General features: G+C 40.7%; 20 protein-coding genes and 1 pseudogene. 18 read left to right on the plus strand and 3 right to left on the minus strand.

Going from position 1 to position 24,426, the window contains the following annotated elements:
• The 3 genes and pseudogenes from VEHSUH06_RS07345 to VEHSUH06_RS07355 form a co-directional block, all read right to left on the minus strand.
• Positions 1 to 258: pseudogene (locus VEHSUH06_RS07345) on the minus strand (IS256 family transposase); the annotation flags it as partial.
• Positions 259 to 540: 282 nt separating this feature from the next.
• Complete coding sequence (locus tag VEHSUH06_RS07350) at positions 541 to 1,776, minus strand: FprA family A-type flavoprotein (protein ID WP_105098366.1); 1,236 nt, start codon at positions 1,774 to 1,776, stop codon at positions 541 to 543.
• Between the two features lie 163 nt (positions 1,777 to 1,939).
• The gene (locus VEHSUH06_RS07355) at positions 1,940 to 5,680 is read right to left on the minus strand and encodes a phosphoribosylformylglycinamidine synthase (RefSeq protein WP_105098367.1); all 3,741 of its coding nucleotides are present in this window, start codon (positions 5,678 to 5,680) and stop codon (positions 1,940 to 1,942) included.
• 268 nt (positions 5,681 to 5,948) lie between these two features.
• On the opposite strand from VEHSUH06_RS07355, the gene VEHSUH06_RS07360 reads away from it, so the two are divergent.
• The 18 genes from VEHSUH06_RS07360 to VEHSUH06_RS07445 all read left to right on the plus strand — a co-directional run bounded on the left by VEHSUH06_RS07360 (position 5,949) and on the right by VEHSUH06_RS07445 (position 24,407).
• Positions 5,949 to 6,854: a LysR family transcriptional regulator gene (locus VEHSUH06_RS07360; protein ID WP_105081467.1), complete on the plus strand. Its 906-nt coding sequence runs from the start codon at positions 5,949 to 5,951 to the stop codon at positions 6,852 to 6,854.
• Between the two features lie 242 nt (positions 6,855 to 7,096).
• Positions 7,097 to 7,672 (plus strand): xanthine phosphoribosyltransferase, encoded by a 576-nt coding sequence (locus VEHSUH06_RS07365; protein WP_009352017.1) that lies wholly within the window; start codon positions 7,097 to 7,099, stop codon positions 7,670 to 7,672.
• A gap of 26 nt (positions 7,673 to 7,698) precedes the next feature.
• Positions 7,699 to 8,145, plus strand: a complete 447-nt coding sequence (locus VEHSUH06_RS07370) for a YbjN domain-containing protein (RefSeq protein ID WP_009351861.1) — start codon at positions 7,699 to 7,701, stop codon at positions 8,143 to 8,145.
• Positions 8,146 to 8,156: 11 nt separating this feature from the next.
• Positions 8,157 to 8,597: a hypothetical protein gene (locus VEHSUH06_RS07375; RefSeq protein ID WP_105098368.1), complete on the plus strand. Its 441-nt coding sequence runs from the start codon at positions 8,157 to 8,159 to the stop codon at positions 8,595 to 8,597.
• Between the two features lie 432 nt (positions 8,598 to 9,029).
• Positions 9,030 to 9,521 (plus strand): 5-(carboxyamino)imidazole ribonucleotide mutase, encoded by a 492-nt coding sequence (gene purE / locus VEHSUH06_RS07380; RefSeq protein WP_105098369.1) that lies wholly within the window; start codon positions 9,030 to 9,032, stop codon positions 9,519 to 9,521.
• 57 nt (positions 9,522 to 9,578) lie between these two features.
• Entirely contained in the window at positions 9,579 to 10,307 is a 729-nt protein-coding gene (purC, locus tag VEHSUH06_RS07385) for a phosphoribosylaminoimidazolesuccinocarboxamide synthase (protein ID WP_105090187.1), read from the plus strand.
• Positions 10,308 to 10,316: 9 nt separating this feature from the next.
• On the plus strand, positions 10,317 to 11,735 hold the full coding sequence (gene purF, locus VEHSUH06_RS07390) for an amidophosphoribosyltransferase (RefSeq protein WP_105098370.1): 1,419 nt from the start codon (positions 10,317 to 10,319) through the stop codon (positions 11,733 to 11,735).
• On the plus strand, positions 11,722 to 12,783 hold the full coding sequence (gene purM / locus VEHSUH06_RS07395; protein WP_105098371.1) for a phosphoribosylformylglycinamidine cyclo-ligase: 1,062 nt from the start codon (positions 11,722 to 11,724) through the stop codon (positions 12,781 to 12,783). The genes purF and purM overlap by 14 nt, the downstream gene beginning before the upstream one ends.
• Positions 12,776 to 13,393: a phosphoribosylglycinamide formyltransferase gene (purN, locus tag VEHSUH06_RS07400; RefSeq protein ID WP_105098372.1), complete on the plus strand. Its 618-nt coding sequence runs from the start codon at positions 12,776 to 12,778 to the stop codon at positions 13,391 to 13,393. The genes purM and purN overlap by 8 nt, the downstream gene beginning before the upstream one ends.
• 24 nt (positions 13,394 to 13,417) lie before the next feature.
• Complete coding sequence (gene purH, locus VEHSUH06_RS07405) at positions 13,418 to 14,947, plus strand: bifunctional phosphoribosylaminoimidazolecarboxamide formyltransferase/IMP cyclohydrolase (RefSeq protein WP_105098373.1); 1,530 nt, start codon at positions 13,418 to 13,420, stop codon at positions 14,945 to 14,947.
• Positions 14,948 to 15,078: 131 nt separating this feature from the next.
• A complete protein-coding gene (gene purD / locus VEHSUH06_RS07410) occupies positions 15,079 to 16,341 on the plus strand; it encodes a phosphoribosylamine--glycine ligase (protein WP_105098374.1) in 1,263 nt (420 codons plus the stop codon).
• Between the two features lie 317 nt (positions 16,342 to 16,658).
• On the plus strand, positions 16,659 to 17,801 hold the full coding sequence (locus VEHSUH06_RS07415) for an isochorismate synthase (protein ID WP_105098375.1): 1,143 nt from the start codon (positions 16,659 to 16,661) through the stop codon (positions 17,799 to 17,801).
• Positions 17,802 to 17,841: 40 nt separating this feature from the next.
• Entirely contained in the window at positions 17,842 to 19,608 is a 1,767-nt protein-coding gene (menD, locus tag VEHSUH06_RS07420; protein WP_105098376.1) for a 2-succinyl-5-enolpyruvyl-6-hydroxy-3-cyclohexene-1-carboxylic-acid synthase, read from the plus strand.
• The gene (menH, locus tag VEHSUH06_RS07425; RefSeq protein ID WP_105098377.1) at positions 19,605 to 20,465 is read left to right on the plus strand and encodes a 2-succinyl-6-hydroxy-2,4-cyclohexadiene-1-carboxylate synthase; all 861 of its coding nucleotides are present in this window, start codon (positions 19,605 to 19,607) and stop codon (positions 20,463 to 20,465) included. Before menD ends, menH begins: the two co-directional genes overlap by 4 nt.
• A gap of 4 nt (positions 20,466 to 20,469) precedes the next feature.
• Positions 20,470 to 21,312 carry a 1,4-dihydroxy-2-naphthoyl-CoA synthase gene (gene menB, locus VEHSUH06_RS07430; protein WP_077708117.1) on the plus strand — a complete coding sequence of 281 codons (843 nt, stop codon included), beginning with the start codon at positions 20,470 to 20,472 and terminating at the stop codon, positions 21,310 to 21,312.
• A gap of 173 nt (positions 21,313 to 21,485) precedes the next feature.
• The gene (menE, locus tag VEHSUH06_RS07435; protein ID WP_105098378.1) at positions 21,486 to 22,874 is read left to right on the plus strand and encodes an o-succinylbenzoate--CoA ligase; all 1,389 of its coding nucleotides are present in this window, start codon (positions 21,486 to 21,488) and stop codon (positions 22,872 to 22,874) included.
• 7 nt (positions 22,875 to 22,881) lie between these two features.
• Positions 22,882 to 24,033 carry an o-succinylbenzoate synthase gene (menC, locus tag VEHSUH06_RS07440; RefSeq protein ID WP_105098379.1) on the plus strand — a complete coding sequence of 384 codons (1,152 nt, stop codon included), beginning with the start codon at positions 22,882 to 22,884 and terminating at the stop codon, positions 24,031 to 24,033.
• Entirely contained in the window at positions 24,030 to 24,407 is a 378-nt protein-coding gene (locus VEHSUH06_RS07445; RefSeq protein ID WP_105098380.1) for a PaaI family thioesterase, read from the plus strand. Before menC ends, VEHSUH06_RS07445 begins: the two co-directional genes overlap by 4 nt.
• The last annotated feature ends 19 nt before the right edge of the window (positions 24,408 to 24,426 follow it).

The following is a 24,426-nucleotide window of genomic DNA, read 5'->3' on the forward strand; positions in this document are numbered from 1 at the left end:
TTCAATTTTGGGCGGCATAGGCCATATTTGCCAGAAATCAGCTATCTGTCTACGAAATGTACGGCCCTGCCCAGGCATGTCCTGTTGTGTTTCTTTACTAAATAACCAATTTAGAAATCGATGAAAACATTTAGTAGTATTATCAATAGTTTGTGTAAAGGTGATGTTACACTGCTTACAATGCCATCGTTGTGATCCAGCTTTAGTTTTCCCATATTTTTGACAAGAAAATCCACAATTTATACATCTTACCAGCATGATTATTCCCTCCACTTAGAACACGATTTTCTAAGAAGATATAACCTTATTGAAGCCAGTAAAATCAAGGGGTTTGGGACTTTTTACCAACACATTTTGTCCACCCTCTAAGTTTATCAAAAGAACTTAAAATGGCGATGGAAGCAGTAATTTACTGGCTCCATCCCCTATAAAACCAACACGTTTTGTCCTATAACCCGAAAAATAGGGGAAATCTTGCACTTTCATAAGACTTTTAAAATATAAGAAAAAGCCGCCCAAGAGGCGGCTTTATTATTCGTATTATAATACGTTTTGAATTTCTGTTGCTTCGATAGATGCTTTGATATCGTCTGCCATTTTTTCGATTTTTGGAATATCTTCTTCTTTTAAAGAGGATTTGATATCAAGTGGTTCGGATACGATTTCAATATCTTTGAAGTCGTTTTCGAAGTGGGATACCATGATTTTCATGGCCGCAGATGCCCAGGAGTGGTTACCGATGATGGATACCTTGTGGTTTTGGAAGTTAAGTGCTTTCAACTCGTGGATGAAGTTTTCCATTGTAAGGTATAGGTTCAAATTGTATGTAGGTGCAATTGTTACCAAGTTAGTGTATTTCCAAGCATCAGCGATGATGTAGGAAGCATTAGTTTTGGAAACATCGTAGATTTTGATATCTATAATGCCGCGTTTGGACAATTGCTTAGCCAATTGTTGTGCAATAGCACGAGTGTTACCATACATAGAACCGAAGGCAATAACAACACCTTTTTTACAAGCTGTGTAGCTGGACCAGTGCAAGTATTTGTTCAAGATATAATCGATAGTTTCAGGTGTACGCCAGATAGGACCATGAAGTGGAGCAATACGCTTGATGTCAAGACCAGAAACTTTACGAATCGCATTTTGTACTTGAGGACCGTATTTACCAACTATATTTGTGTAGTAACGACGAGCTTCATCTTCGTATGTAGCAATGAAATCAGTTTGATCAGCAAAGATATTGCCGTTAACTGTACCGAATGTACCGAAAGCATCTGCAGAGAATAATGTACCTGTAGATTTTTCATATGTACAAGTTACTTCTGGCCAGTGAACCATAGGCATAGTGTAGGAAACAAGAGTATGTTTACCTAAGCAAATTTCGTCGCCTTCTTTTACAGTGTAATATTGGTCTGGTTTTGGAGAATTGTAGAATTGCTCGAACATGCGGAATGTTGTAGCATTACCAACCATTTTACAGTTTGGATAGCGCTCTAAAGTTTCCAACAATGTTTGGCAATGATCTGGTTCCATGTGATTTACGATGATGTAGTCAAGATCGCGACCATTTAAAAGATGAGTTAAGTTGTCAAAGTATTCTTCGCGAATTTCAGCATCTACAGAGTCAACAACACAAGTTTTTTCATCATCAATGAAATAGCTATTATAGCTAACACCATTTGGAATAGGGAATAAGTTTTCGAAACGTTCAGTAGTCCAGTCATTACTACCAATCCAGTAGATATTATGGGTCATTTTCTGAGCACAATGCATAATAAAATCCTTTCTTAACTCACTTACGTATATATGTATCGATTTAAATGAAATTATTTTTGTAAATATGTCATCAACTTATAATACTAATATTTGCGAAAAAAATCAATATGGAAAAGCCTACTCCTAGGAGTAGGCTTTCACATACAAGACTGGTAACTAATTACTTGAAGTATTTTACACCAGATGTAAAGATTGGCATTTCTAATTGACCAGGAATATTTTTACTAATACCTGCACCGCAGCGTTCGGAATGAGCCATCTTGCCGAATACGCGACCATCTGGGCTATAAATACCTTCGATAGCAGCTACAGATTGATTTGGATTGAAGCGGCTATCCATGGAGGCGATACCATCAAAGTCTACATACTGTGTAGCGATTTGACCAGTTTTATTGAATTCCAATACTTGTTGAGGCGAAGCAATGAAGCGACCTTCACCGTGAGAAATTGGTACAGTGTAGATCTCGCCTGCTTTAGCATCACACATCCAAGGGGATTTAGTGGAGATTACCTTGGTATTGACCATGCGAGATAAGTGACGACCAATTGTATTGTACGTCAATGTAGGATGATCTGCAGTCAATGTTTCAATGTGACCGCCAGGCAATAAACCTAATTTGATAAGAGCTTGGAAACCATTACAGATACCAAGAACTAGACCATCTTGTTTATACAAGAGATTTTCTAAACCTTCTGCTAGGTATGGATTGCGGAATAGTGTAGCCATAAACTTACCAGAACCATCTGGTTCATCACCAGCACTGAAACCACCTGGGAACATAAGAATTTGAGACTCTGCTAATTTAGCTTTGATTACGTCGATGGATTCTTTTAATTGTTCTGGCGTTTGATTGCGGATGACAACGATATCTGCTTCTGCACCTGCTCGCTCAAAGGCACGAGCTGAATCGAATTCACAGTTTGTACCTGGGAATACAGGAATGAGCACTTTAGGTTTGGCGCCTAAGGATGCACTGCGTGGTTTAGTATGTTGGTCGTGAATGTACGCCACCGCTTCACCAACGCCATTTTGTGCGTGCATAGGGAAAATATCATTTAGTGGTGCTTCATATGCAGTTTGCACCTCTTTAAGGGATACAGATTGATCTTCTAACTCGATAATTGGTGTAGCTTGAGTTACACCGATTACTTTTACATTAGGTAATTCTAAGAGGTGGTTCACTGCAGTAATATCAACCTCTACAATGAAGGAACCAAGAGCAGGTTGGAAAATTGCACGATCAGCATATTTATTAAACTTAATGCCTATATTGTTGCCGAGAACCATTTTTGTAACTGCTTCAGGAATACCGCCTTGGTCAACTACATACGCGGAGTAAACACGACCCTTTTCAATTTGTTCTTGCAAGGTATCGCAATTTTCTTTGAAACGATCCCAATCTGGAGTGTCATCGTACATACGAGGCACATCGAAGAATACGAGGCGATGGTCTACGCCTTTAAGATCTTGGCTCACAATGTTATCCACATGAGCTGTACCAACCGCAAAGGATACAAGGGTAGGAGGAACTGTAAGGTCCATAAATGTACCACTCATAGAATCTTTGCCACCAATGGCACCGATTTCAAGTTCTTTTTGTGCTTTATAAGCGCCGAGAAGGGCTGATACAGGTTTGCCCCAAGATTCTTTTGAGTTAAGGCGTTCAAAGTACTCTTGTAATGTTAAGTATGCATCTTCACGACGACCACCGAGAGCTACTAATTTAGCGACAGATAAAAGTACAGCATATTGTGCGCCATGGTATGGGCTCCAGTCGGATAACTCAGGTACAAAGCCGTGAGTCATGATGCTAGCAGTTGTGGTTTCACCATTTAGAACCGGTAACTTTGCTACCATGCCTTGAGTCGGTGTTTTCTGGAATTTGCCACCAAATGGCATGAGTACAGTATTAGCACCCACAGTGCTGTCAAAGCGTTCTGCTAAGCCTTGTTGGGAAGCGGTGTTTAAATCGGATACAGCAGCAAGCCATTTTTCTTTGAAGTTATCTGCACTAGCAGAACCGCGTAAGAAGTAAGAACGATCTGCTGGAGCTTTTACAATAACCTCTTGTTGTTGGCTGGCGCCATTTGTATTTAAGAAGTCACGGCTAATGTCGACGATTGTTTCCCCATTCCAGTTCATGATGAGGCGATTTGTATCGGTCACATCTGCTACAACTGTACATTCTAAGTTTTCTTCATCGCAATAAGCTTTGAAAGTATCTACATCAGAAGCGGCGATAACACAAGCCATGCGCTCTTGAGATTCAGAAATGGCAAGTTCTGTACCATCGAGGCCAGCGTATTTTTTAGGAACTAAATCAAGGTTAATAGTTACACCATCTGTTAACTCACCGATAGCAACGGATACACCGCCAGCACCAAAGTCATTGCAACGTTTGATAAGGGTAGTTACTTCACCGCGACGGAAGAGGCGTTGGATTTTGCGTTCTGTAAGAGCGTTGCCTTTTTGAACCTCTGCACCACATGTAGAAAGGGATTCTACTGTGTGCTCTTTAGAGGAACCAGTAGCACCACCACAGCCATCGCGACCAGTTTTGCCACCTAATAATACCACAACATCACCTGCAACAGGTGTTTCACGGCGCACTTGATTGCGTGGAGCTGCACCGATAACGGCGCCGATTTCCATGCGTTTTGCTACGTAGCCAGGATGGTAATATTCTTTTACTTCACCTGTAGCAAGACCGATTTGGTTGCCATAAGAGGAATAGCCACGAGCTGCTTCTTGAGTAATTTTCTTTTGTGGTAATTTACCTTCTAATGTATCTTCAAGGCTCGTATGTGGATCACCAGAGCCAGTGATGCGCATTGCTTGGTATACATAAGCGCGGCCGCTCAATGGATCGCGAATACAGCCGCCTAAACAAGTAGCAGCACCGCCGAATGGTTCGATTTCAGTAGGGTGGTTATGGGTTTCATTTTTGAATAATAACAACCATTCTTCAGTTTTTCCGTCTACATCAACAGGAACGATGATAGTACATGCATTGATTTCATCGGATTCATCGAGATTTGTTAAATCACCAGCATGGCGCAATTCTTTTACGGCTAATGTAGCCATGTCCATGAGGGAACGCGCTTTTTTCTTAGATGTATAGAGCTCAGCACGACCTTCCATGTATTCTTCGAGGGCTTCTTCAATTGGGCCTGTGAAGCGACTCGCTTCGATAGAGATATCTGTTAACTCTGTCATAAATGTGGTATGGCGGCAGTGGTCGGACCAATATGTATCGAAGAGGCGAATTTCTGTAATCGTAGGATCCCGGTGTTCTACCTCTGCATACTGTTGTCGAATCATTTGTAGGTCTGCCAATGTCATAGCGAGGCCATAATTTTTGATAAGCTCTTCTAACTCTGCATCGCTCATTGTCGTAAAGCCATCAATTGTTTCTACTGGTTTTGGATCCTCTAAATCGAGCGCCAAAGTGTTAGGTAATTCAAGGCTTGCTTCACGGGAATCAACAGGATTAATGTAGTACGCTTTGATGGCATTTTCTTGTTCTTTTGTGAAAGTGCCTTCCATAGCAAATACGCGAGCACATCGAACGATGTGACCAGAGGTGAGTGTGAGCATGGAAATACACTGCTCTGCGCTGTCGGCACGTTGATCATATTGACCTGGTACATATTCAACAGCAAATACGAAACCTTGCAAAGCTGGAATTTCTTCTAATACTGTATCCACAGGAGGTTCGGAGAAAATTAGGTTTTTTGCAGCTTCTAAATCTTTTTCATCTAAATTTTCAATATCATATCGTTCATAAATGGTAACACCTGTAACAGGCATAGATAGTTCCTGTTGTAAGGTATGTAACATGCGTTGTGCTTCTTGGTTGAAAGATTCTCGTTTTGTTACGAATAATCGTTGTATAGCCATTTTAGCCTCCTGTAATGTATATAATTCCCTATGGGATATTGACAAATTAAGTATAGTCGGTCTAGACTTATAAGTAAAGATAATCTTACTTATGAAAAGATTAGAAATACTAATAAATATGAAAAATTCATGAAGGTCATAAGACCTAATATTCATGAAGTTTTCTACATATTCATCATATATTGAGAGTTCATAGTTATAATATAGTAAATGATATGTATAGTTAAAAGTAAGACGTTACTATTAGTATATAACAGAGGTGACTAAAATGGCAGTATCTGCAGATTTATATAGAACCTTTTTAGGGGTAGGCTTATATTTATCCTTTTCTCGTGCCGCAAAAGAATTAGGCGTATCCCAATCCGCCATCAGCCAAAGTATTAAACAACTAGAAGGGGAGCTCAATATGCCTCTTTTCGTGCGCACTACAAAATCTGTAGGGTTCACGCCAGAAGGTAAAGAATTGTTTGATACAGTAGCTAAAGCATTCTCCATTCTTGATAATGGAGTGACTCAATTACAAGAACGTGTTAGCCAAGCTTATGAAAGTTTGAATTTAGCTGCTACAGATACTTTATGTCGCCATTTCTTATTGCCTTATTTCCATAAATGGCAATTGCAAGAAAGTGAAATCGGATTGCATATCATTAATCGTCCATCCCCTGATTGCGTAGAGTTGGTACTCAATAAAGAGGCTCAGTTAGCGGTGGTTAATGATTATGAAGGCTTGCGTGATAATCCTCAATTAGAGGTCACTACACTGGCTACAATTCAAGATGTATTTGTTGGTGGCCCTGACTATAAAGGGGCAGGGTTCTTTGATCAAGGTCGCCTGCTTAATGAGCCTATTTTGCTCTTGCATAAAGGTTCTGCGAGCCGTACCTTCTTCGATGAAGTTACGCATGGTGCATGCCGTAAACCTCGTTTTGAACTTGGTAGTGTCGATGTATTGCTAGATCTTGTGGAAATCAATATGGGGATTTCCATGTTGCCTAACCATGTGGTGCAACAAAAGATGCAAGAAGGGACTATCGTTCGTATCGATACAGATATTCCTGTGCCGACTCGCGATATTGTACTTGTGCGCTCTCGTTTAGTACCTCAATCTGAAGGGGCTGCACGCTTTACATCCTTGCTTGTAAATCGTGAAAGTAACCGCGATAAAATTCTATAATAATAGAGCATACTTTATGAATTTTCATAAAGTGTGCTTTTTTATATATTAGACAAAGTTATTCTATGCTATATTATATTTTTATAAACCTTTTGAATTGGATAATCAGAGAATAATATCTGTAAGACTTACTTTTTGCCGATTTTTAAGTGTTGTATTATGAGAGTTTTACTATGTATAGGTTGACCCTAAGGGGTTGTTTACGTTAAAATTTAAAGATAGTTATGCGGAGGTATAAGCACATGGAATTATTAAAAAAGCGCATTCGTGAAGAGGGTATTGTCCTCAATAATCGCGTGCTAAAAGTAGATGGCTTCTTGAACCATCAAATCGATCCACAATTGTTTAAAGCTATCGGTAAAGAAATCGCGGATCGTTACCGTGATGCAGGTGTGCAACGTATTGTTACCATTGAAGCATCTGGTATTGCGTTGGCATTGATGGCTGCTCTTGAGCTTGACGTACCATTGGTATTTGCGCGTAAGAAAAAATCTATCCTCATGGTAGATGATGTATATCATAGTGTTGTGTACTCTTATACAAAAGAAGAAAACTACGATATTACTATCTCCAAAAAATTCTTGCCAGCTGGTGAAAAAGTATTGATTATCGATGACTTCTTGGCATCTGGTGAAGCGGCTATGGGCCTTGCTAAATTAGTTCAAGATGCTGGCGATACAGTAGTAGGTATGGCCATTGCTATTGAAAAATCCTTCCAACCTGGTCGTGAACGCCTTGAAAATGCAGGTTACCGCGTAGAGTCTTTAGTTCGCATTAAAGAATTTAAAGACAATGGCTGTGTATTTATCGAAGACTAATAGTCTGATTATTTGTAGAGGGAATTATGAATCAAAAAGCAGAAAAATTCGACTTACTTGTTGCTGATCTGAATAAAGGTGGCAACTCTTGGTTTACAAAGGAAGAAATGACAGACGACCTTCATACTGTTGTGTACCACGGCCGTTTGGATGTTCATAATCATAGCTTGCCTGTATTCATCGTTGTGGATGATTCTGCATTCTCCTATGCACGTATAGCTATCACAACAACATCGATTGATGAAAAAGTAATTCCTGCTGTATTGAAAGAGCTCAACACATTAAACCAAGATTACAAAGTATCCAAATATTATGTAAGCACTGAAGATAACAATATCTACATGGACGTATCTGTTCCTGCCTTGACTGAACAATTCGATCCTACTGTAGTAGTAAATCTTTTACTTGAAGTAGTTCAACCACATTTAGATGCCGTACATAAAGGCATTCTTAAAGTAGCTGGTTTAGCTTAATAGAGGTTGTTATGAATCCTAAAGCATTATTATTTGATAAGTTTTTGAAAGAAGAAGAAATTACATCCTTTGAACGTAAGGATTTTGATGATGAGGACGGCACTGTCGTATATCGCTCTTACATTAAATCTCCGTTGTGGGATATGCCTTTATTCGTCATTCTTGATAACAGTATTTATAGTGTCATTCGGTTAGTGTTGGGCCCTGAAAAGGTAACAGCACAAAACATGGCTGCCTTAAATGCGTTAATCAATCGAGATAATGCGACTTACAAAAACTATAAACTTTATATTGATGAACAAGACTCCAGTCTATATTTAGATTGCGTATACATGTGTGGTGATGATGCGTTTGAACCTGCATTAATGTATGCATTGATGTCTTCTATCGTAGATTACATCCCTGAATCTGTAGGTGAATTAAAAGCTGCTTTTGAAAGTGGTACTCACTAATTAATAGTAACTACAAATTAAGTGGTCTAATGTTCGGAAACATATAAAAGAGGATAACCTGTTATTACATGGGTTATCCTCTTTTTGTGTTATTCAATAAGTCGTATTAAAAGCGACTAACATGACAAAACTCAGTTTAGATTAATAGGCAGTACTTGCTTTACTGTTTATAAATTTATTTTGAAATACATCCATATAATAAAATCTAAATTCTTTATAAAGTTCGGGATGTATCGAATAATAAAAATATTTAATGTAAAATTATTCGAAAATAATATTGATTTTGGAAACGTTAGGTGTTACAATTTGTGTACAAAAAGGAGGTAGCACCGTGAACTATGCAAATCAACAAACTCAAGGCAAGTCTACGGAGGCTATTTGTGCGCATTTTTCCCAGTCTATTTAGGCTGGGCTTTTTTATTAGGAGGATCTATGAAGGTCGGTATTATCATGGGCAGCAAGTCTGACCTAGACACAATGAAAAAGGCATCTGCCGTACTTGATGAATTTAACATTCCTTATGAAATGGTTATTGCTTCTGCACATCGTACGCCAGAGGCTGTAAAGGATTTTGTTACACGACTTGAAGATGAAGGGGCTATCGCTTTTATCGCTGGTGCTGGTGCAGCGGCCCACTTACCAGGTGTAGTAGCTAGCTTCACTACATTGCCTGTTATCGGTATTCCTCTTAATGCAACGTCATTGAAGGGCATTGACTCTTTGCTTGCTATCGTTCAAATGCCATCTGGCATGCCTGTAGCAACCATGGCTGTAGACGGTGCTAAAAACGGAGCACTTTTTGCAGTCCAAATTGGAGCAGCTTTCAATAAAGACCTAAAAGAACAATATCAACAATATCGCAAAGATATGGCTGACAAAGTATTAGCGGACAATGCTGAATTACAAGGTGACATTAAACTATAATCGTCTATATCATCATTTATACGCTCTTGAATAGAAAAGAGTAAAAGGAGAAATATCATGGCTAACATCGACTTGGAAACATTAACATTATTGTACGAAGGTAAAGCAAAACAAGTATATCAAACAGATAACAAAGACGAGTACATTGTTCATTACAAAGATGATGCTACTGCATTTAACGGAGAGAAACATGATACCATCCTTGGCAAAGGCGTATTGAACAATAAAATCTCTTCTTTCTTCTTTGAATTATTGAAGAAAGAAGGCGTACCTACTCATTTTGTTCGTCGCGAAGATGATCGTAATCAAACAGTACTTACGTTGGATATCATTCCTTTAGAAGTTATCGTTCGTAACATTGCAGCTGGTTCTATGGCTAAACGCTTTGGTATTGAAGAAGGTACTCCTCTTAAACATCCAATCCTCGAATTCTGCTACAAAAATGATGAATTAGGTGACCCGTTTGCTAATGAATCCCAAATCACAGCACTTGGCTGGGCTACTCAAGAACAACTTGATGTAATCTCTACTATCACTTTAAAAGTAAATGATATTTTGAAAAAATTCTTGGCTACCAAAAATGTAACCCTTGTAGATTTTAAATTAGAATTTGGTACACATAATGGTGAAGTATTATTAGGCGATGAAATCTCTCCTGATACATGTCGTTTCTGGGATGCTACAACAGGTGAAAAACTCGACAAAGACCGTTTCCGTCGAGACCTTGGTAATATCGAAGAAGCGTACAAAGAAATGTTATTCCGTCTTACTGGCGAACGCGCCTAAGGGGGCACAATGAACTACGATCCTGTTTTTGATAAATGGCATGAAGAGTGTGGTGTATTCGGCGTTTATGATAGAACCGTTGATGTAGCACGCTATGTATATTGGGGCCTCTTTGCGCTCCAACACCGTGGTCAAGAAAGTGCGGGCATTGCCGTTACAGATGGTCATGATGTAGAACTAAAAAAGGGCATGGGCTTGTTGACTGAGGCTATCAAGGAATTACCATCTTTGCCTAGCCATATGGGGACTGGCCATGTGCGGTACTCCACAACAGGGTCCAATAATCCACGTAATATTCAACCTTTAGTGATTCATTATCAAGGTGGTCAGATTGCAGTGGCCCATAACGGCAATTTAACGAACGCTTTAGCCCTTCGTAAACGCCTGGAAGCAGATGGGTCTATTTTTCAAACGACTATGGATTCCGAGGTTATTGTAAACCTCATTGCTCGCTCTAAGGCTGAAACACAGGTGGAACGCATTGCTGATGCAGCCCGTCAAATTGAAGGGGCCTTCTCTCTCGTTATTACTACAAACGACTCCTTGGTGGGTGTGCGTGATCCCCAAGGCTTTAGACCTCTTTGTTTAGGTAAAACGGCTAATGGCTATGTTCTTTCTAGTGAAAGCTGTGCTTTTGATGCGATTAAGGCTGAGTTCATTCGCCATATAGATCCAGGTGAAATGGTAATCATCGATGACTCTGGTGTGCGTAGCACCGTTTATGCAGAACCAGAAAAAATCGACAAAAAGCTTTGTGTTTTTGAATATATCTATTTTGCTCGTGGCGATAGCCATATCGATGGTCAATCAGTATATCAATCTCGTCTTAATATGGGTCGTGAATTATATAACGAAACTAAATATGATGCAGATATTGTCATGTCTATTCCTGACTCAGGTACAACAGCTGCACTAGGGTATGCCCGTGCATCAGGTATTCCTTTTGCAGAAGGTCTTGTTAAAAACCGTTATAGTGGTCGTACCTTTATCAAGCCAAATCAAGAGGAACGAGAATTGGCTGTTCGCATGAAGCTTAATGCATTGCCTCACATTGTAGGGGGCAAACGAGTTGTTCTTATCGATGATTCTATCGTACGCGGTACTACGAGTGGTATTATCGTTAAAATGCTAAAGGAAGCAGGCGCTAAAGAGGTCTATATGTGTGTAAGTTCTCCAACAATTGAGTATTCTTGTCACTATGGTATTGATACATCTGTACGAAAAGAGCTTATAGCGTCTACCCATACAGTAGATGAAATTAAAGATTATATTCATGCTGATAAATTGCATTACTTGTCTCGTGAAGGTTTATGCCGCGCTATATCTAATGTAGCATCAAATGATTTGTGCTTTGCCTGCTTTAATGGGGATTATAGCGTAGCGGTTCCTGCGGACCAAGAGGAAGGGGTCAAATATGTGCTCGAATAAAACTAGTTTAACCTATCGCGATGCAGGTGTTGATATCGATGCAGGCAATCGTGCCGTCGAATTGATGAAAGAATCTGTAAAACGCACCTATACCCCTGGTGTTGTAGGTAATTTAGGTGGTTTTGGGGGACTCTACTCCTTAGCTGGTCATGCTATGTCTGAGCCTATGCTCGTATCTGGTACGGATGGAGTCGGTACTAAATTGCGCCTTGCTATCATGATGGATAAACATGATACCATTGGTCAAGACTGCGTAGCTATGAGTGTTAACGATATTCTTGTGCAAGGGGCGACGCCTCTATTTTTCCTAGACTATATTGCAGTAGGCAAGTTGGATCCTGTGAAAGTAGCAGACATCGTACGCGGTGTGGCTGAGGCTTGTGAAGAATCTGGTTGCGCTTTGCTAGGCGGGGAAACTGCTGAAATGGCTGGATTCTACGATAACGATGATTACGATGTGGCTGGTTTTGCCGTTGGTATCGTTGATCGTCCTAAATTGATTACTGGTGAAAGTATCAAAGCTGGCGACGTAATTTTAGGTCTGCCATCATCTGGTGTACATTCTAATGGCTTCTCCTTAGTTCGTAAAATTGTATTCGATCATAAACAATTATCTATTGATACAGACGTCCCTGAATTTGGGAAAACCTTAGGCGAAGAATTATTGACGCCTACTCGTTTATATCCTAAAGCTGTATTGCCATTGATTGAACAACAGCTTGTAAAAGGCATGGTTCATATTACCGGCGGTGGTTTCTACGAAAACATTCCTCGTGTATTGCCAAAAGGCGTTACTGCAGAGGTAGATGTCACTACATGGCCACGACTTCCTGTATTTACAAAACTACAAAAATGGGGCAATGTTGCCTGGCCTGAAATGTACCGTACGTTCAATATGGGCATTGGTATGATTGTTATCGTTGATCAAAAGGATGTAGAAAAGGTTAAAGAAAACCTCGCTAGCCGTGGTGAAGCAGTATACGAAATTGGCCGCATTGTGAGTGGTGATGGTCCTGTTGTCCTTAAAGGGGCTGAGTTCGATGTGTAATTCTAAAAAGAGATTAGCCCTCTTTGCCAGTGGTCGTGGCTCTAATGGGGAAGCTCTGTATAAGGCCATGCAAGAAGGCTATATTAATGGTGAATTTGTTGTAATCATTACAGACCACGGTACAGCCGGAATTGTGGAACGCTCTAAATCTTGGAATATTCCACTTATTGTTATGGAACGTAGCGACTATGATTCTAAAGCTAGCTTCGAACAAGCTCAACTAGATGCTTTAGAGCCTTATAAGGTTGATGGTATCGTCTTGGCAGGCTATATGCGTATTGTAGGTACTCCTTTGATAGAGCGATATGAACATCGTATATTAAATATTCATCCTGCTCTGTTACCATCATTTCCAGGCCTTCATGGTCATCAACAAGCCATTGACGGAGGCGTAAAAATTACAGGGTGTACGGTACACTTTGTTGATGCGGGAATGGATACGGGGCCTATCATTATGCAGAATACGGTTCCTGTATTACCCGATGATACAGAGGACACCTTAAGTGATAGATTATTACCTATCGAACATAAAACGTATAAAGAGGCTTTACGGCTGTTTTGTGAAGACAAGCTCAGCATAAAAGGGCGAGTTGTTAATATTGAAGATTGATGAGAAAGCAAATGGAGAGGTTACATGATTAAAAATGCATTACTTAGTGTTTCAGATAAAACAGGTATTGTAGACTTTGCAAAAGGTTTAGTTGAATTAGGTGTAACCATTTATTCCACAGGTGGGACCCTTAAAGCCATAACCGATGCAGGCATTGCAGCCAAAGCGGTTGAATCCTTGACCGGTTTTCCTGAAATGATGGATGGCCGCGTTAAGACCTTACATCCAAAGGTTCATGGTGGTATTTTGGCTATCCGTGATAATGCAGAGCATCAACAAGCTATGGCTGATCATGGTATTAAGCCTATTGACCTAGTAGTAGTCAATCTCTATCCGTTCCGTGAAACCATTGCCAAACCAAATGTATCCTTAGAGGAAGCTATTGAAAATATTGATATCGGTGGCCCTACCATGGTGCGCTCTGCTGCAAAAAATCATGCGTACGTGAGCATCGTTGTAAATCCAAACCATTATGATGAAATCTTAACGATGTTTAAAGAACATGGTGAATTGTCTAAAGCATATCGTTTTGGTCTTGCAAAGGAAGCCTTTGCTCATACTGCAGCGTATGATGTAGCGATTGCTAACTATATGAGTGGTGTCTTAAACGAAGGTCCTACACCGCCTGAATATTTAAGTGCTTATGAAAAGGTAACTGACCTTCGGTATGGTGAAAATCCGCATCAAAAAGCAGCATTCTATAAAGAAATTGGCAAAGCTCATGGCATGGGGGCCTTGAAACAACTCCATGGTAAAGAGCTTTCCTATAATAATATCGTAGATATGGAAGCGGCTTGGAATATGGTGTGGGAGTTTACAGATCCTGCAGCATGTATCATTAAGCATACAAATCCTTGTGGTGCAGCTACAGCAACTACCTTGCATGATGCTTATGTAAATGCTTACGAAGCAGACTCCGTATCCGCCTTTGGCGGTATCGTTGCTTTAAACCGTGAAGTAGATGCAGCTACTGCAGAAGAAATGAGCAAAATTTTCTTAGAAGTCATTATGGCACCTGCTTTCACAAAAGAAGCATTACACATCCTTGAAGGAAAGAAAAACATTCGCCTCATCGAGTTATCTAAGCCTGAGTCTGGACAAGTAACAGTGAAAAAGGTTTCTGGTGGTCTATTAGTGCAAACAGAGGATGATATCCAAGAAGACCGCGCTAACTATAAAGTGGTTACAAAGGTACAGCCAACAGAGGAACAATGGAAAGCTCTTGAATTTGCGTGGAAGCTCGTAAAACACGTAAAATCCAATGCCATTTTGATTTCTAACGAAAAACGTACACTCGGTGTTGGTGCGGGGCAAATGAACCGCGTTGGTTCTGCAAAAATTGCTCTTGAACAAGCTGGTGAAGCTGCTAAAGGCGCTGTATTAGCATCTGATGCGTTCTTCCCCTTTGGGGATACTGTAGAAACGGCGGCAAAGCATGGTATTGCAGCCATTATTCAACCAGGTGGCTCTATTCGAGACGAAGAATCTATCAAGGCTGCCGACGACGCGGGCATAGCTATGGTATTTACAAGTATTCGTCATTTTAAACATTAATTTGTTTAGCCTGATTGAGGGTTACAGTCGAGTACTAGCTCGTAATCATTGATGTGTAATGATGATTATAGAGGATATAGGTGCTTACATAAATGATGTATTGATGGCGTTTAGGCGTCGGTGGAGGACTTATGAAAGTATGTGTAATCGGTAACGGCGGCCGCGAACATGCATTAGCATGGCGCTTGTCCATCAGCCCTAGCGTAACAAAGGTATATGCTATTCCTGGTAGTGCGGCCATGTCAGATTGTGCCGAGCTAGTCGGTATCGACTGGCAACAAAGCGATCATTTGATTAGTTTTTTAAAGGACAATCAAGTTGATTTAGTCGTTGTTGGTCCTGAGGCACCTCTTGTGGCAGGCTTGGCTGATGTATTGAATAAAGCGGGTATTCCTGTCTTTGGTCCATCTAAAGCAGCTGCTCAACTGGAAGGCTCCAAAGTGTTCGCCAAAGATTTGATGAAAAAATACAAAATCCCAACTGCCGCCTATGGTGTATTTCACAAGGTAGATGAAGCCAAAGAATTTATCCGTCAAACTGGAGCTCCTATTGTAGTGAAAGCTGATGGATTAGCAGCTGGCAAGGGCGTTGTAGTGGCTATGACTATTGATGAAGCGAATGCGGCTGTAGAAGATATGCTTAGTGGCAACCGCTTTGGCGAGGCCGGTAGTACCGTAGTTATTGAAGAATTCATGGAAGGTGAAGAGGCGAGTTTACTTGCCTTTGTAGATGGCAAAACAGTAGTTCCTATGATTGCATCTCAAGACCATAAACGGATTTTTGATGGTGATAAAGGTCCTAATACTGGTGGCATGGGTACTTATGCACCAGCGCCAGTGCTTACTGATGCATTACGAGATGAGGCGATGAAGACAATTTTAGAACCTATGGTAGCCGCCATGGAGAAAGAGGGAATGCTTTATGTGGGCTGTCTCTATGCAGGTCTTATGATTACACCTCAAGGCCCTAAGGTTGTAGAATTTAATGCACGCTTTGGCGATCCTGAAACACAAGTAGTATTGCCATTACTCGATAGTGACTTAGGTCAAATTATGATGGCCTGTGCCACAGGCACATTAACAGCTGATATGGTGAAATGGAAAGACTCCTCAGCGGCTTGTGTTATTCTTGCCTCTAAAGGGTACCCTGAAACATCCTCCAAGGGTGATGTGATTCATGGTGATATTAAACAACATGATACAACCATCGTATTCCACTCTGGTACAAAACTTATGGGAGACGAATATGTCACAAATGGCGGTCGAGTTCTTGGCGTAGTAGGTCTTGGTAAAGACCTTAGAACGGCGCTCGATAGAGCTTATGAACGGATAGCACATATTGACTTCGAAGGTATGCAATACCGTACAGATATTGGAGCGAAAGCTTTCAAATAAAGAAAAAGTATTTTGGATACAGCAATAGCATTTCAAATACAGTAACAGTGTTTTAAATACAGCAAAAAAACGTTTTGAACAAAGAAAAACCTCTACACTCATGCATATTACATGTGTTGTAGAGGTTTTATTTTCTACCTTTTAACGGTTACCTATGATATAATAAATTAGATATAAAGAGGGCCCATCGACGTGTGATGGCGTTAGGCTCATCTCAAAATTTGGAAACTTATGGATGACGCCTAACGTGTAGACGAAACCTTCTACACGTTAGGTGTTTTTACTATAGTCTATTTTTCGTATAGCGACGTACAACTATGAAATATAACAAAGAACCGTTAGAACTGAATAGTCCGGTGGCCTTTTGGCTGAATTTCCCCAATGAAGAACGCGTTTTTTGGGTGGATCGTCAGAGTGACCGTATCGTTGTAGGCGCTAAACGTCTGGCGACGGTCAAAGATGATGAGGACCGCCATAATTACGCCTACGTATTTTATGGGGATACTTTTTTTGAGACCTCGAAAGATCCTAAATGGTCTGGCATGGGACATGAAATGATTGCGTTCACCCATTATTACATCGTAGAAAATGGGGAATCTTTTTATCTTCATGCTGGTGAAAGCGTACCCATCGAGGATTTTGAGGTGCCTCGCGTACGCCATAACTTCAAGGAAACCAGTGATGATAAGGCTGCTTGGGATAGCCTTATGAAAGCTATTGCTGAGGGTATCGGCAGTGGTGAAATGACTAAGGTAGTATCCTCTCGTGAAGTGGAGTTTACCAGTGATACACCATATAATGTGGCTAGTATTTTAGCTAATCTAGTAGATAACAATCCTAATTGTTTTATCTTTGGTTACGAAAAGGATGGACGTACCTTTGTGGGTGCATCTCCAGAAATTCTAGTGCGTCATCGTGGCAGTGAAATTCTCAGTTATGCCTTAGCTGGCACGGCGCCTAAACATGGGCCAAATGCATGGACTAAGGAACAACTACTAACAGATAAGAAAAACCTCTTTGAACATAATATTGTCCGTGATCGCATTGTACATACTATGAAAACTGTTACTCCAGAGGTGACCATCGGTGAAACGGGTATTATGGAGCTAGCGCATCTCTATCATTTGCGTACTATTATTACTGCAAAGGATAGTACAAAGTCCCTCGTAGAGTGGGCGAGATTGTTACATCCTACACCTGCTCTCGGAGGGGAACCTCGAAAAAAGGCACTGGCACTGCTACAAACGTACGAAACCCATGAGCGCGGCATGTACGCAGCTCCATTTGGCTTTATGAAAGATATGGGGGATGGCATCATAGTCGTTGCTATCCGATCCGCTCTCATCATGGATCATGTACTGTATGCCTATGCAGGGTGTGGTGTTGTTGCCGACTCTGATGCAGATGAAGAATACGCAGAAACCAATAATAAAATGCGCACCATTTTGGAGGCGCTATAATACATTTCCAAACCCTTAGGGGTTGTTGAAAGGGAATATAATGAACGAATATATTGCTGCCTTGGTAGATGAATTCTACCAACTCGGCGTCCGTCATGCCGTGTTTAGCCCTGGCTCTCGTTCTACGACGATGGCTATGCTTTTTACTGAGCATGAAGGATTTGAAACATATATGAATATAGATGAGCGCTCTGCTAGTTTTATGGCTCTTGGTATTGCAAAGGCTCATAAGGAACCAACCGTACTCGTTTGTACCTCTGGTTCGGCAGTGGCTCATTATTTGCCTGCTATTTTAGAGGCTCAATATAGTGGTGTGCCTCTCATCGTACTATCTGCTGATAGGCCACACACGTTGTTACACGTAGGGGCTCCGCAAACAGTAGACCAACAGAAAGTTTTTGGAGCCGCTGTAAACTACTACGAAGAATTAGCAGTGCCTCAAGATGATCATTACTATACATATCCACGCCAAGTAGCGCGTAAAGCGTATATGAAAGCTATGGATACAAAAAAAGGACCAGTACATATCAATGTGCCTCTCTTTGAGCCTTTGGTACCTGAACTGGACAATAAACATTTTGAAGCGGGACGTAGTCCCTTTAACGTAGTTAAGCCACATTATAGTAGTGCCTGTAATTATGATAATACAAGTGGTAGAAGTCATGTAAACAATACTAGTAGCAGTAAGAATGATAGCTTCCTAGCAAAATATAAGAACATTCTTATATTAGCTGGACCACAGATCGATGTTGTAGAAGCTAATAGTATTCTTTCTTTTGCTACAATGCTACAAGCACCTATCTTGGCAGATCCATTGTCTAATGTAAGGCGATGTTATAATTCAGTCGGAAGTCATAGTGACAAGGAATGTATCGATACTAGTAAGGTTATTATTTCTACATATGATGCATTTTTAGCTGATAAAGAGCTATGGCCTATACTAAAGCCTGATTGTGTAATTCAGTTCGGACAAATTGTTGTGTCTAAACGAGTGCAACAGATGGTGGCGACTTGGGATAATGTAGAATACATTGAGGTTAATCCTACCATGGACTCTATGAATCCAACGGGTAAAAGCACTATGCACATGCAAGCAAGTATTGATGTATTTACCAATCTGTATGGTGTAAACAATGACTCCCCAGAATATCTTGGTAAATGGCAGCATTTAGAAACAGCAGGAAAACAGCAACTAGGTACAGCAATAGAGGAACCAAGTTGTTTTGAAGGTCGCACGATACGCGACTTACAGCAACATATTTCTGATAATGCACAAGTACTTGTGGCCAATAGTATGAGTATTCGAGACTTTGATTACTTCTGGTTTAGCGGTGAGTCTACCGCCGTACTGTATGGCAACCGCGGTGTAAATGGTATTGATGGTACTATTTCTACTGCTTTAGGTCTTGCCACAAATGGACTGCCTACATATCTTGTAACTGGTGACTTGTCTTTCTTCCATGATGTAAATGGATTGGCAGTAGCCAAAACGCATGATCTCAATTTGACGATTATTTTGCATAATAACGATGGAGGCGGCATTTTTGAATACTTACCGCAAAAGGGAACGAAGTATTTTGATTACTTGTTCTCTACATCGCAAGGCTTAGATTATAGTGGAGCGGCCAAACTTTATGGCTGTGGGTATACTAAAATCACGAGCCCTGATGAATTGAGTGCTGTGCTAGCTAATGTTAGCTCAGAAACAGGCGTTCATATCATTGAAATCCCTACAAATCGGGAATATAGTCGACAGTTACATAAGAAATATACAAAAGTTTCAGTTGATATGGAGGCATTACTATGAGTCAGTATTTTTGCAGTATTGTAGATAATGCTTTGTGTAATCCAGCTCAACGCATGTACTTTGATTTGGGTGAATACCGCTACGGCTTGACTGTAGTTGGCGATGGAGAACCTATTGTGTGTTTCCATGGCTTCTCTGAATCGAGCTATACTTGGGATGCTATTAATCTTCCTGGCTATCGGGTTATCCGTATCGACTTGATTGGACATGGGGATTCCGATATTCCTGATGAAGATAAGGCGTATACGATCCCTCAAATGATAGAGGATTTGCATACCGTTATTTATCATATGGTTGGTGATAGATATTACCTCATGGGCTACTCCATGGGGGCCCGCATCGCGCTTTCTTATGCCTTGGAATATGAAAGTGAAATCAAAGGGCTCATCCTTGAAAGTGGCTCTGTAGGTATCGCATCTGATGATGAGCGAGCAGAGCGTCGTAAGGCCGATGAAGACCTAGCAGTTCGCATCGAAGACCATGATGGCGCTTGGTTTGCTACACGTTGGGCGGAGGCTCCTATTTTTGAAAGTCAAAAACAACTTTCAGAGTGCGTAGAGGAATTAATCTATCTACGTCGTTCCAATAATAGTACGTACGCCTTAGCCTGTACCTTGCGTGGCTCAGGTCAAGGTGTCATGCCGTATGTGGGGGATAAATTAGAAAAATTCTCTGTTGAAGGCTTATATGTGAGTGGCGCATTAGATACAAAATATACTACAATAGGAAGAGATATATTTGGCAAGTTGCCAAACTTTAAGCATGTCATCGTCGAAGGGGCGGGACATAATGTGCATATAGAAAAACCGCAAGTATTCGAGCAAGTGGTGTTAGATTTTTTACAGAAGAAAGGTTAAGTCCATGAGCAAATTTGATTGGAAAGTATTGGATCGTAATTATGAAGATGTAATTTACGAAACATATAATGGCATTGCAAAAATTACTATTAACCGTCCAGAGGTGCGCAACGCGTTCCGTCCTAAAACAGTTATGGAGTTAATCGATGCTTTCACAGTAGCTCGTGAAGATAACGAGGTAGGCGTAATCGTATTGACTGGTGCTAACCACGGCAAAGGTGAAGATAAAGAAGCATTCTGCTCTGGTGGCGACCAAAGCGTACGCGGTCACGGTGGTTATGTTGGTGAAGATAATGTACCTCGCTTGAACGTTCTTGATTTACAACGTTTGATTCGCGTTATTCCTAAACCTGTTATCGCTATGGTTAATGGTTATGCTATCGGTGGCGGTCATGTGTTGCACATCGTATGTGACCTTACCATCGCTTCTGAAAACGCTAAATTCGGTCAAACAGGTCCTCGTGTAGGTTCCTTTGATGCTGGTTATGGTGCAGGTTACTTGGCGCGCATGATCGGTCACAAACGTGCTCGCGAAGTATGGTTCTTGTGCCGTCAATACACGGCTGCTCAAGCCTATGAAATGGGCATGGTTAATACTGTTGTACCATTCGACAAATTGGAAGAAGAAACAGTTCAATGGTGTAGCGAAATCCTTGAATTGTCCCCAATGGCATTGCGCATGTTAAAAGGTTCCTTCAATGCTGATACAGATGGTCTTGCAGGTTTACAACAATTTGCAGGCGACGCTACATTGATGTACTACACAATCGATGAAGCAAAAGAAGGCCGTGATGCGTTCAAAGAAAAACGTAAACCGAACTTCAAACAATTCCCTAAATTCCCTTAATAGGGAGAGTTACTAGTCCTAGGTTGAGGACTAACTAATTTTAAAATAATAAGGGCGCCTCTATATGAGGCGCCTTTCTTGTAATATCTCTTTGGTATTGATATTTCGATTGTTATTTGCTGGTAAATTGTTATTTACTGGTAATTAGAAATCAGGCTTAGATATGAGGTGAGATGATGGACTGGTTACGTTATGGCGCTGAGCACTATCCTAATCGCATATGTATAAACGAATATACCTATAACGATATATACCGTGGCGTAGTCCATGTAGCTCGTAAACTAGAGCTGTTAGGAGCCTCTCGCATAGCTATTTTATCGGATAACTCCGTGACGATGGCAATCTATGTATTGGCAACTATGGTCGTGCATAAAGAGTTGCTACTACTAAACGTACATCTTAAGCCTAAGGAAATAAAAAACCAATTAGCTCAGTTAGATGTTACTACTGTACTGCATAGCGTTGAGCGTCGAGAGCAATTGCCTAATTCCATTTCTACTATTGTTTTTGAATCGCTAGAACGTATTCTATCAGATGAAGAGGCAGACGATACTTTTGACTGGACCTTTGAAGATAGAGATATAGCGATCATCATGAATACGAGTGCCACTACGGGGCAGTTTAAGTCTGTTCCTCTCCGATGGGGGCAAATTAGGGCTCATGTACAAGCGTCTAAAGAGGTACTAGGTAAAACTGAACAAGATAATTGGCTTATGATATTGCCTCTATTCCATGTAAGTGGTCTATCTATCTTGCTACGATCCCTTTATAATGGTACGGCTGTTACTATATTGCCTAAATATGATGAAGCTCAAGTTCTCAAGCTCATAGAGTCTGAGAACATTAATATGATGTCTCTTGTGCCTACTATTTTAACTCAATTAGAGCCAAGTATTACACATCATAAGTTGCGTGTTATCTTGCTCGGTGGTGAGTTCATTCCTATGGCACTCATCGATGCTTGTGAAAAGAAATCCTTACCAATTTACAAGACCTATGGCATGACGGAAACCTTTAGTCAAAGCGTGACTTTCTCCGTATTGGATTACCCTCATAAACGAGATTCCGTAGGAAAACCATTACCAGGGATGCAGGTTCGTATTGATAAACCTGATGCAGACGGGGTAGGTGAGATTCACTTAACAGGCCCTATGGTTATGACTGGATATATTGACAAGGAACCTATCGATAGTGACCTTAATACCGATGATATCGGTTATGTCGATGAAGATGGGTTCGTATATATTTTGAATCGTCGTAAGGACCTCATCATTTCTGGTGGAGAAAATATTTATCCTAAGGAATTAGAGGATTTAGTCTACACATTGCCATCAGTGAAGGAATGTGCCGTTGTACCTGTGCCTGATCCTAAATGGGGACAAGTACCAGCGCTCTTTGTGGCTTTTCACGATGGTGAAAGCATGACTGCAGATGCAATTCTATCCTTTATGACTAAGTCCCTGGCAAAATATAAAGTTCCTAAATACGTAAAAATCTTGCCTGCATTGCCTCGTAATGGCACAGGTAAAATCGTGCGCAATGAACTGCGTTTAGAAGATTGAGGCGCCTATGAATGATATTTTAAACTTTAAAAGTATAACTACATATCGCCTTAAATTGCCGTTACAGTTTAACTTTAAAACTGCCAAAGGTGAAGTAAAAGAACGAGAGACTATCGTCATTCGCATCGAGGACCAACAAGGATATGTAGGTTATGGGGAATGCGTGGCTTTTACAGATCCCTTTTATACAGCAGAGACGGTGGATACGTGTTGGCAAAAACTAGTAGATGATTATATCTTTAATTTGCGTATGATGCGGCCTAAGCCGCTCATGACCTATGTGCGTCAGCTACAGTTTTGGCTAAATCGAGATCATATGCCTATGACCATTGCTGCCTTAGAAAATGCATTGATTAACCTTCATTGTGAGAGACTGGGTGTGAACTCTGTTTCTTATATTATGGGGCAACCCTTACAAGATACCATTGAAAGCGGTGTTGTTATCGGTGATGTACCGATGGAACAATTGCTAGATTCTGTAGAAGCTCATGTGGCGAATGGTTGTAAGCGCATCAAGTTAAAGGTGAATCCTACAGATGGCTATGACCGAGCTGCCTTAGTACGTAAGCATTACCCCAATTTAGTCTTGGCAGCCGATGCGAATCAAAGCTATTCTTATGATGATATTGATAAGGTCCGTCAATTTAATGATTTGAAGCTAGCTTGTATAGAAGAGCCTTTTGCTATAACAACGCTTCAATCCTATAAGGAGTGGAAGTGGGAACGGCTTAATAACGATGATTGGCATATTGAAACGCCTATCTGTTTAGATGAGTCCATCTTGGGCTATGACGATTTATCCTATGCTATTGAGTATGGACTGATTGATGTACTTAACATAAAAGTAGGCCGTATGGGTGGTCTCGTACCTACTAAGGCAGCTATTAATCTTTGTAGAGAATGTCATATTCCGTATTGGGTGGGTAGCATGGTAGAGTCGGGCATTTCTAAAATGTTGCACGCTCAACTAGCAGCTCTAGGTGATTCCTATATGGCAGGAGACCTATCTGATTCTAATAGATATTTTGAACGAGATCTCATCTATCCAGATTTAACCTTTAAGGATGGCGTTATGCACGTTCCTGATGGAGATGGACTAGGTGTAACCATCTTTGATGATAGACTAGAAGCGTATTGTGTGGAGAAACGAACACTATGAATTTAATAGAATCCTTACAAATTGAAGCACCTCGTATGACGAGCGATACTACATGCATTGCAAAAATGAACTTAGGAGAATTCCACAAACAGCCTCAAGGCTATCTAAACGGTGGTGCCACCTTGGCATTTGCTGAAATCATTTCCGGCATGATGAGTAACGAACTCATTGGACCGGATAAATTTGGCGTCGGTCAATCCGTTACGGCCAACCACTTGCGCCCTGTACGATGTGAAGGGGCCTTAACGGCTCATGGCACCTTACTTGTAAAAGGGAAGACCTCCCATGTATGGCGCTTTGATATGATGGATGATGTGGATCGACTCATCTCGCAAGTAACAGTGACCTTAGCGATAGTAGATTTTGATCGTTAATGTACGTTGTTGGGAACAT

The organism is Veillonella sp. S13053-19 (assembly GCF_002959835.1).
Classification (GTDB): domain Bacteria; phylum Bacillota; class Negativicutes; order Veillonellales; family Veillonellaceae; genus Veillonella; species Veillonella rogosae.

What these genes read in the sequence shown, in the direction of transcription:
- purF (WP_105098370.1), top strand. Translation starts at nt 10,317, where the DNA reads ATGAACTACGATCCTGTTTTTGATAAATGGCATGAAGAGTGTGGTGTA.
- VEHSUH06_RS07355 (WP_105098367.1), bottom strand. Translation starts at nt 5,680, where the DNA reads ATGGCTATACAACGATTATTCGTAACAAAACGAGAATCTTTCAACCAA.
- VEHSUH06_RS07350 (WP_105098366.1), bottom strand. Translation starts at nt 1,776, where the DNA reads ATGCATTGTGCTCAGAAAATGACCCATAATATCTACTGGATTGGTAGT.
- purN (WP_105098372.1), top strand. Translation starts at nt 12,776, where the DNA reads ATGTGTAATTCTAAAAAGAGATTAGCCCTCTTTGCCAGTGGTCGTGGC.
- VEHSUH06_RS07445 (WP_105098380.1), top strand. Translation starts at nt 24,030, where the DNA reads ATGAATTTAATAGAATCCTTACAAATTGAAGCACCTCGTATGACGAGC.
- menE (WP_105098378.1), top strand. Translation starts at nt 21,486, where the DNA reads ATGATGGACTGGTTACGTTATGGCGCTGAGCACTATCCTAATCGCATA.
- purH (WP_105098373.1), top strand. Translation starts at nt 13,418, where the DNA reads ATGATTAAAAATGCATTACTTAGTGTTTCAGATAAAACAGGTATTGTA.
- menH (WP_105098377.1), top strand. Translation starts at nt 19,605, where the DNA reads ATGAGTCAGTATTTTTGCAGTATTGTAGATAATGCTTTGTGTAATCCA.
- VEHSUH06_RS07415 (WP_105098375.1), top strand. Translation starts at nt 16,659, where the DNA reads ATGAAATATAACAAAGAACCGTTAGAACTGAATAGTCCGGTGGCCTTT.
- VEHSUH06_RS07360 (WP_105081467.1), top strand. Translation starts at nt 5,949, where the DNA reads ATGGCAGTATCTGCAGATTTATATAGAACCTTTTTAGGGGTAGGCTTA.
- purE (WP_105098369.1), top strand. Translation starts at nt 9,030, where the DNA reads ATGAAGGTCGGTATTATCATGGGCAGCAAGTCTGACCTAGACACAATG.
- VEHSUH06_RS07375 (WP_105098368.1), top strand. Translation starts at nt 8,157, where the DNA reads ATGAATCCTAAAGCATTATTATTTGATAAGTTTTTGAAAGAAGAAGAA.
- menD (WP_105098376.1), top strand. Translation starts at nt 17,842, where the DNA reads ATGAACGAATATATTGCTGCCTTGGTAGATGAATTCTACCAACTCGGC.
- VEHSUH06_RS07365 (WP_009352017.1), top strand. Translation starts at nt 7,097, where the DNA reads ATGGAATTATTAAAAAAGCGCATTCGTGAAGAGGGTATTGTCCTCAAT.
- purM (WP_105098371.1), top strand. Translation starts at nt 11,722, where the DNA reads ATGTGCTCGAATAAAACTAGTTTAACCTATCGCGATGCAGGTGTTGAT.
- purC (WP_105090187.1), top strand. Translation starts at nt 9,579, where the DNA reads ATGGCTAACATCGACTTGGAAACATTAACATTATTGTACGAAGGTAAA.
- VEHSUH06_RS07370 (WP_009351861.1), top strand. Translation starts at nt 7,699, where the DNA reads ATGAATCAAAAAGCAGAAAAATTCGACTTACTTGTTGCTGATCTGAAT.
- menC (WP_105098379.1), top strand. Translation starts at nt 22,882, where the DNA reads ATGAATGATATTTTAAACTTTAAAAGTATAACTACATATCGCCTTAAA.
- menB (WP_077708117.1), top strand. Translation starts at nt 20,470, where the DNA reads ATGAGCAAATTTGATTGGAAAGTATTGGATCGTAATTATGAAGATGTA.
- purD (WP_105098374.1), top strand. Translation starts at nt 15,079, where the DNA reads ATGAAAGTATGTGTAATCGGTAACGGCGGCCGCGAACATGCATTAGCA.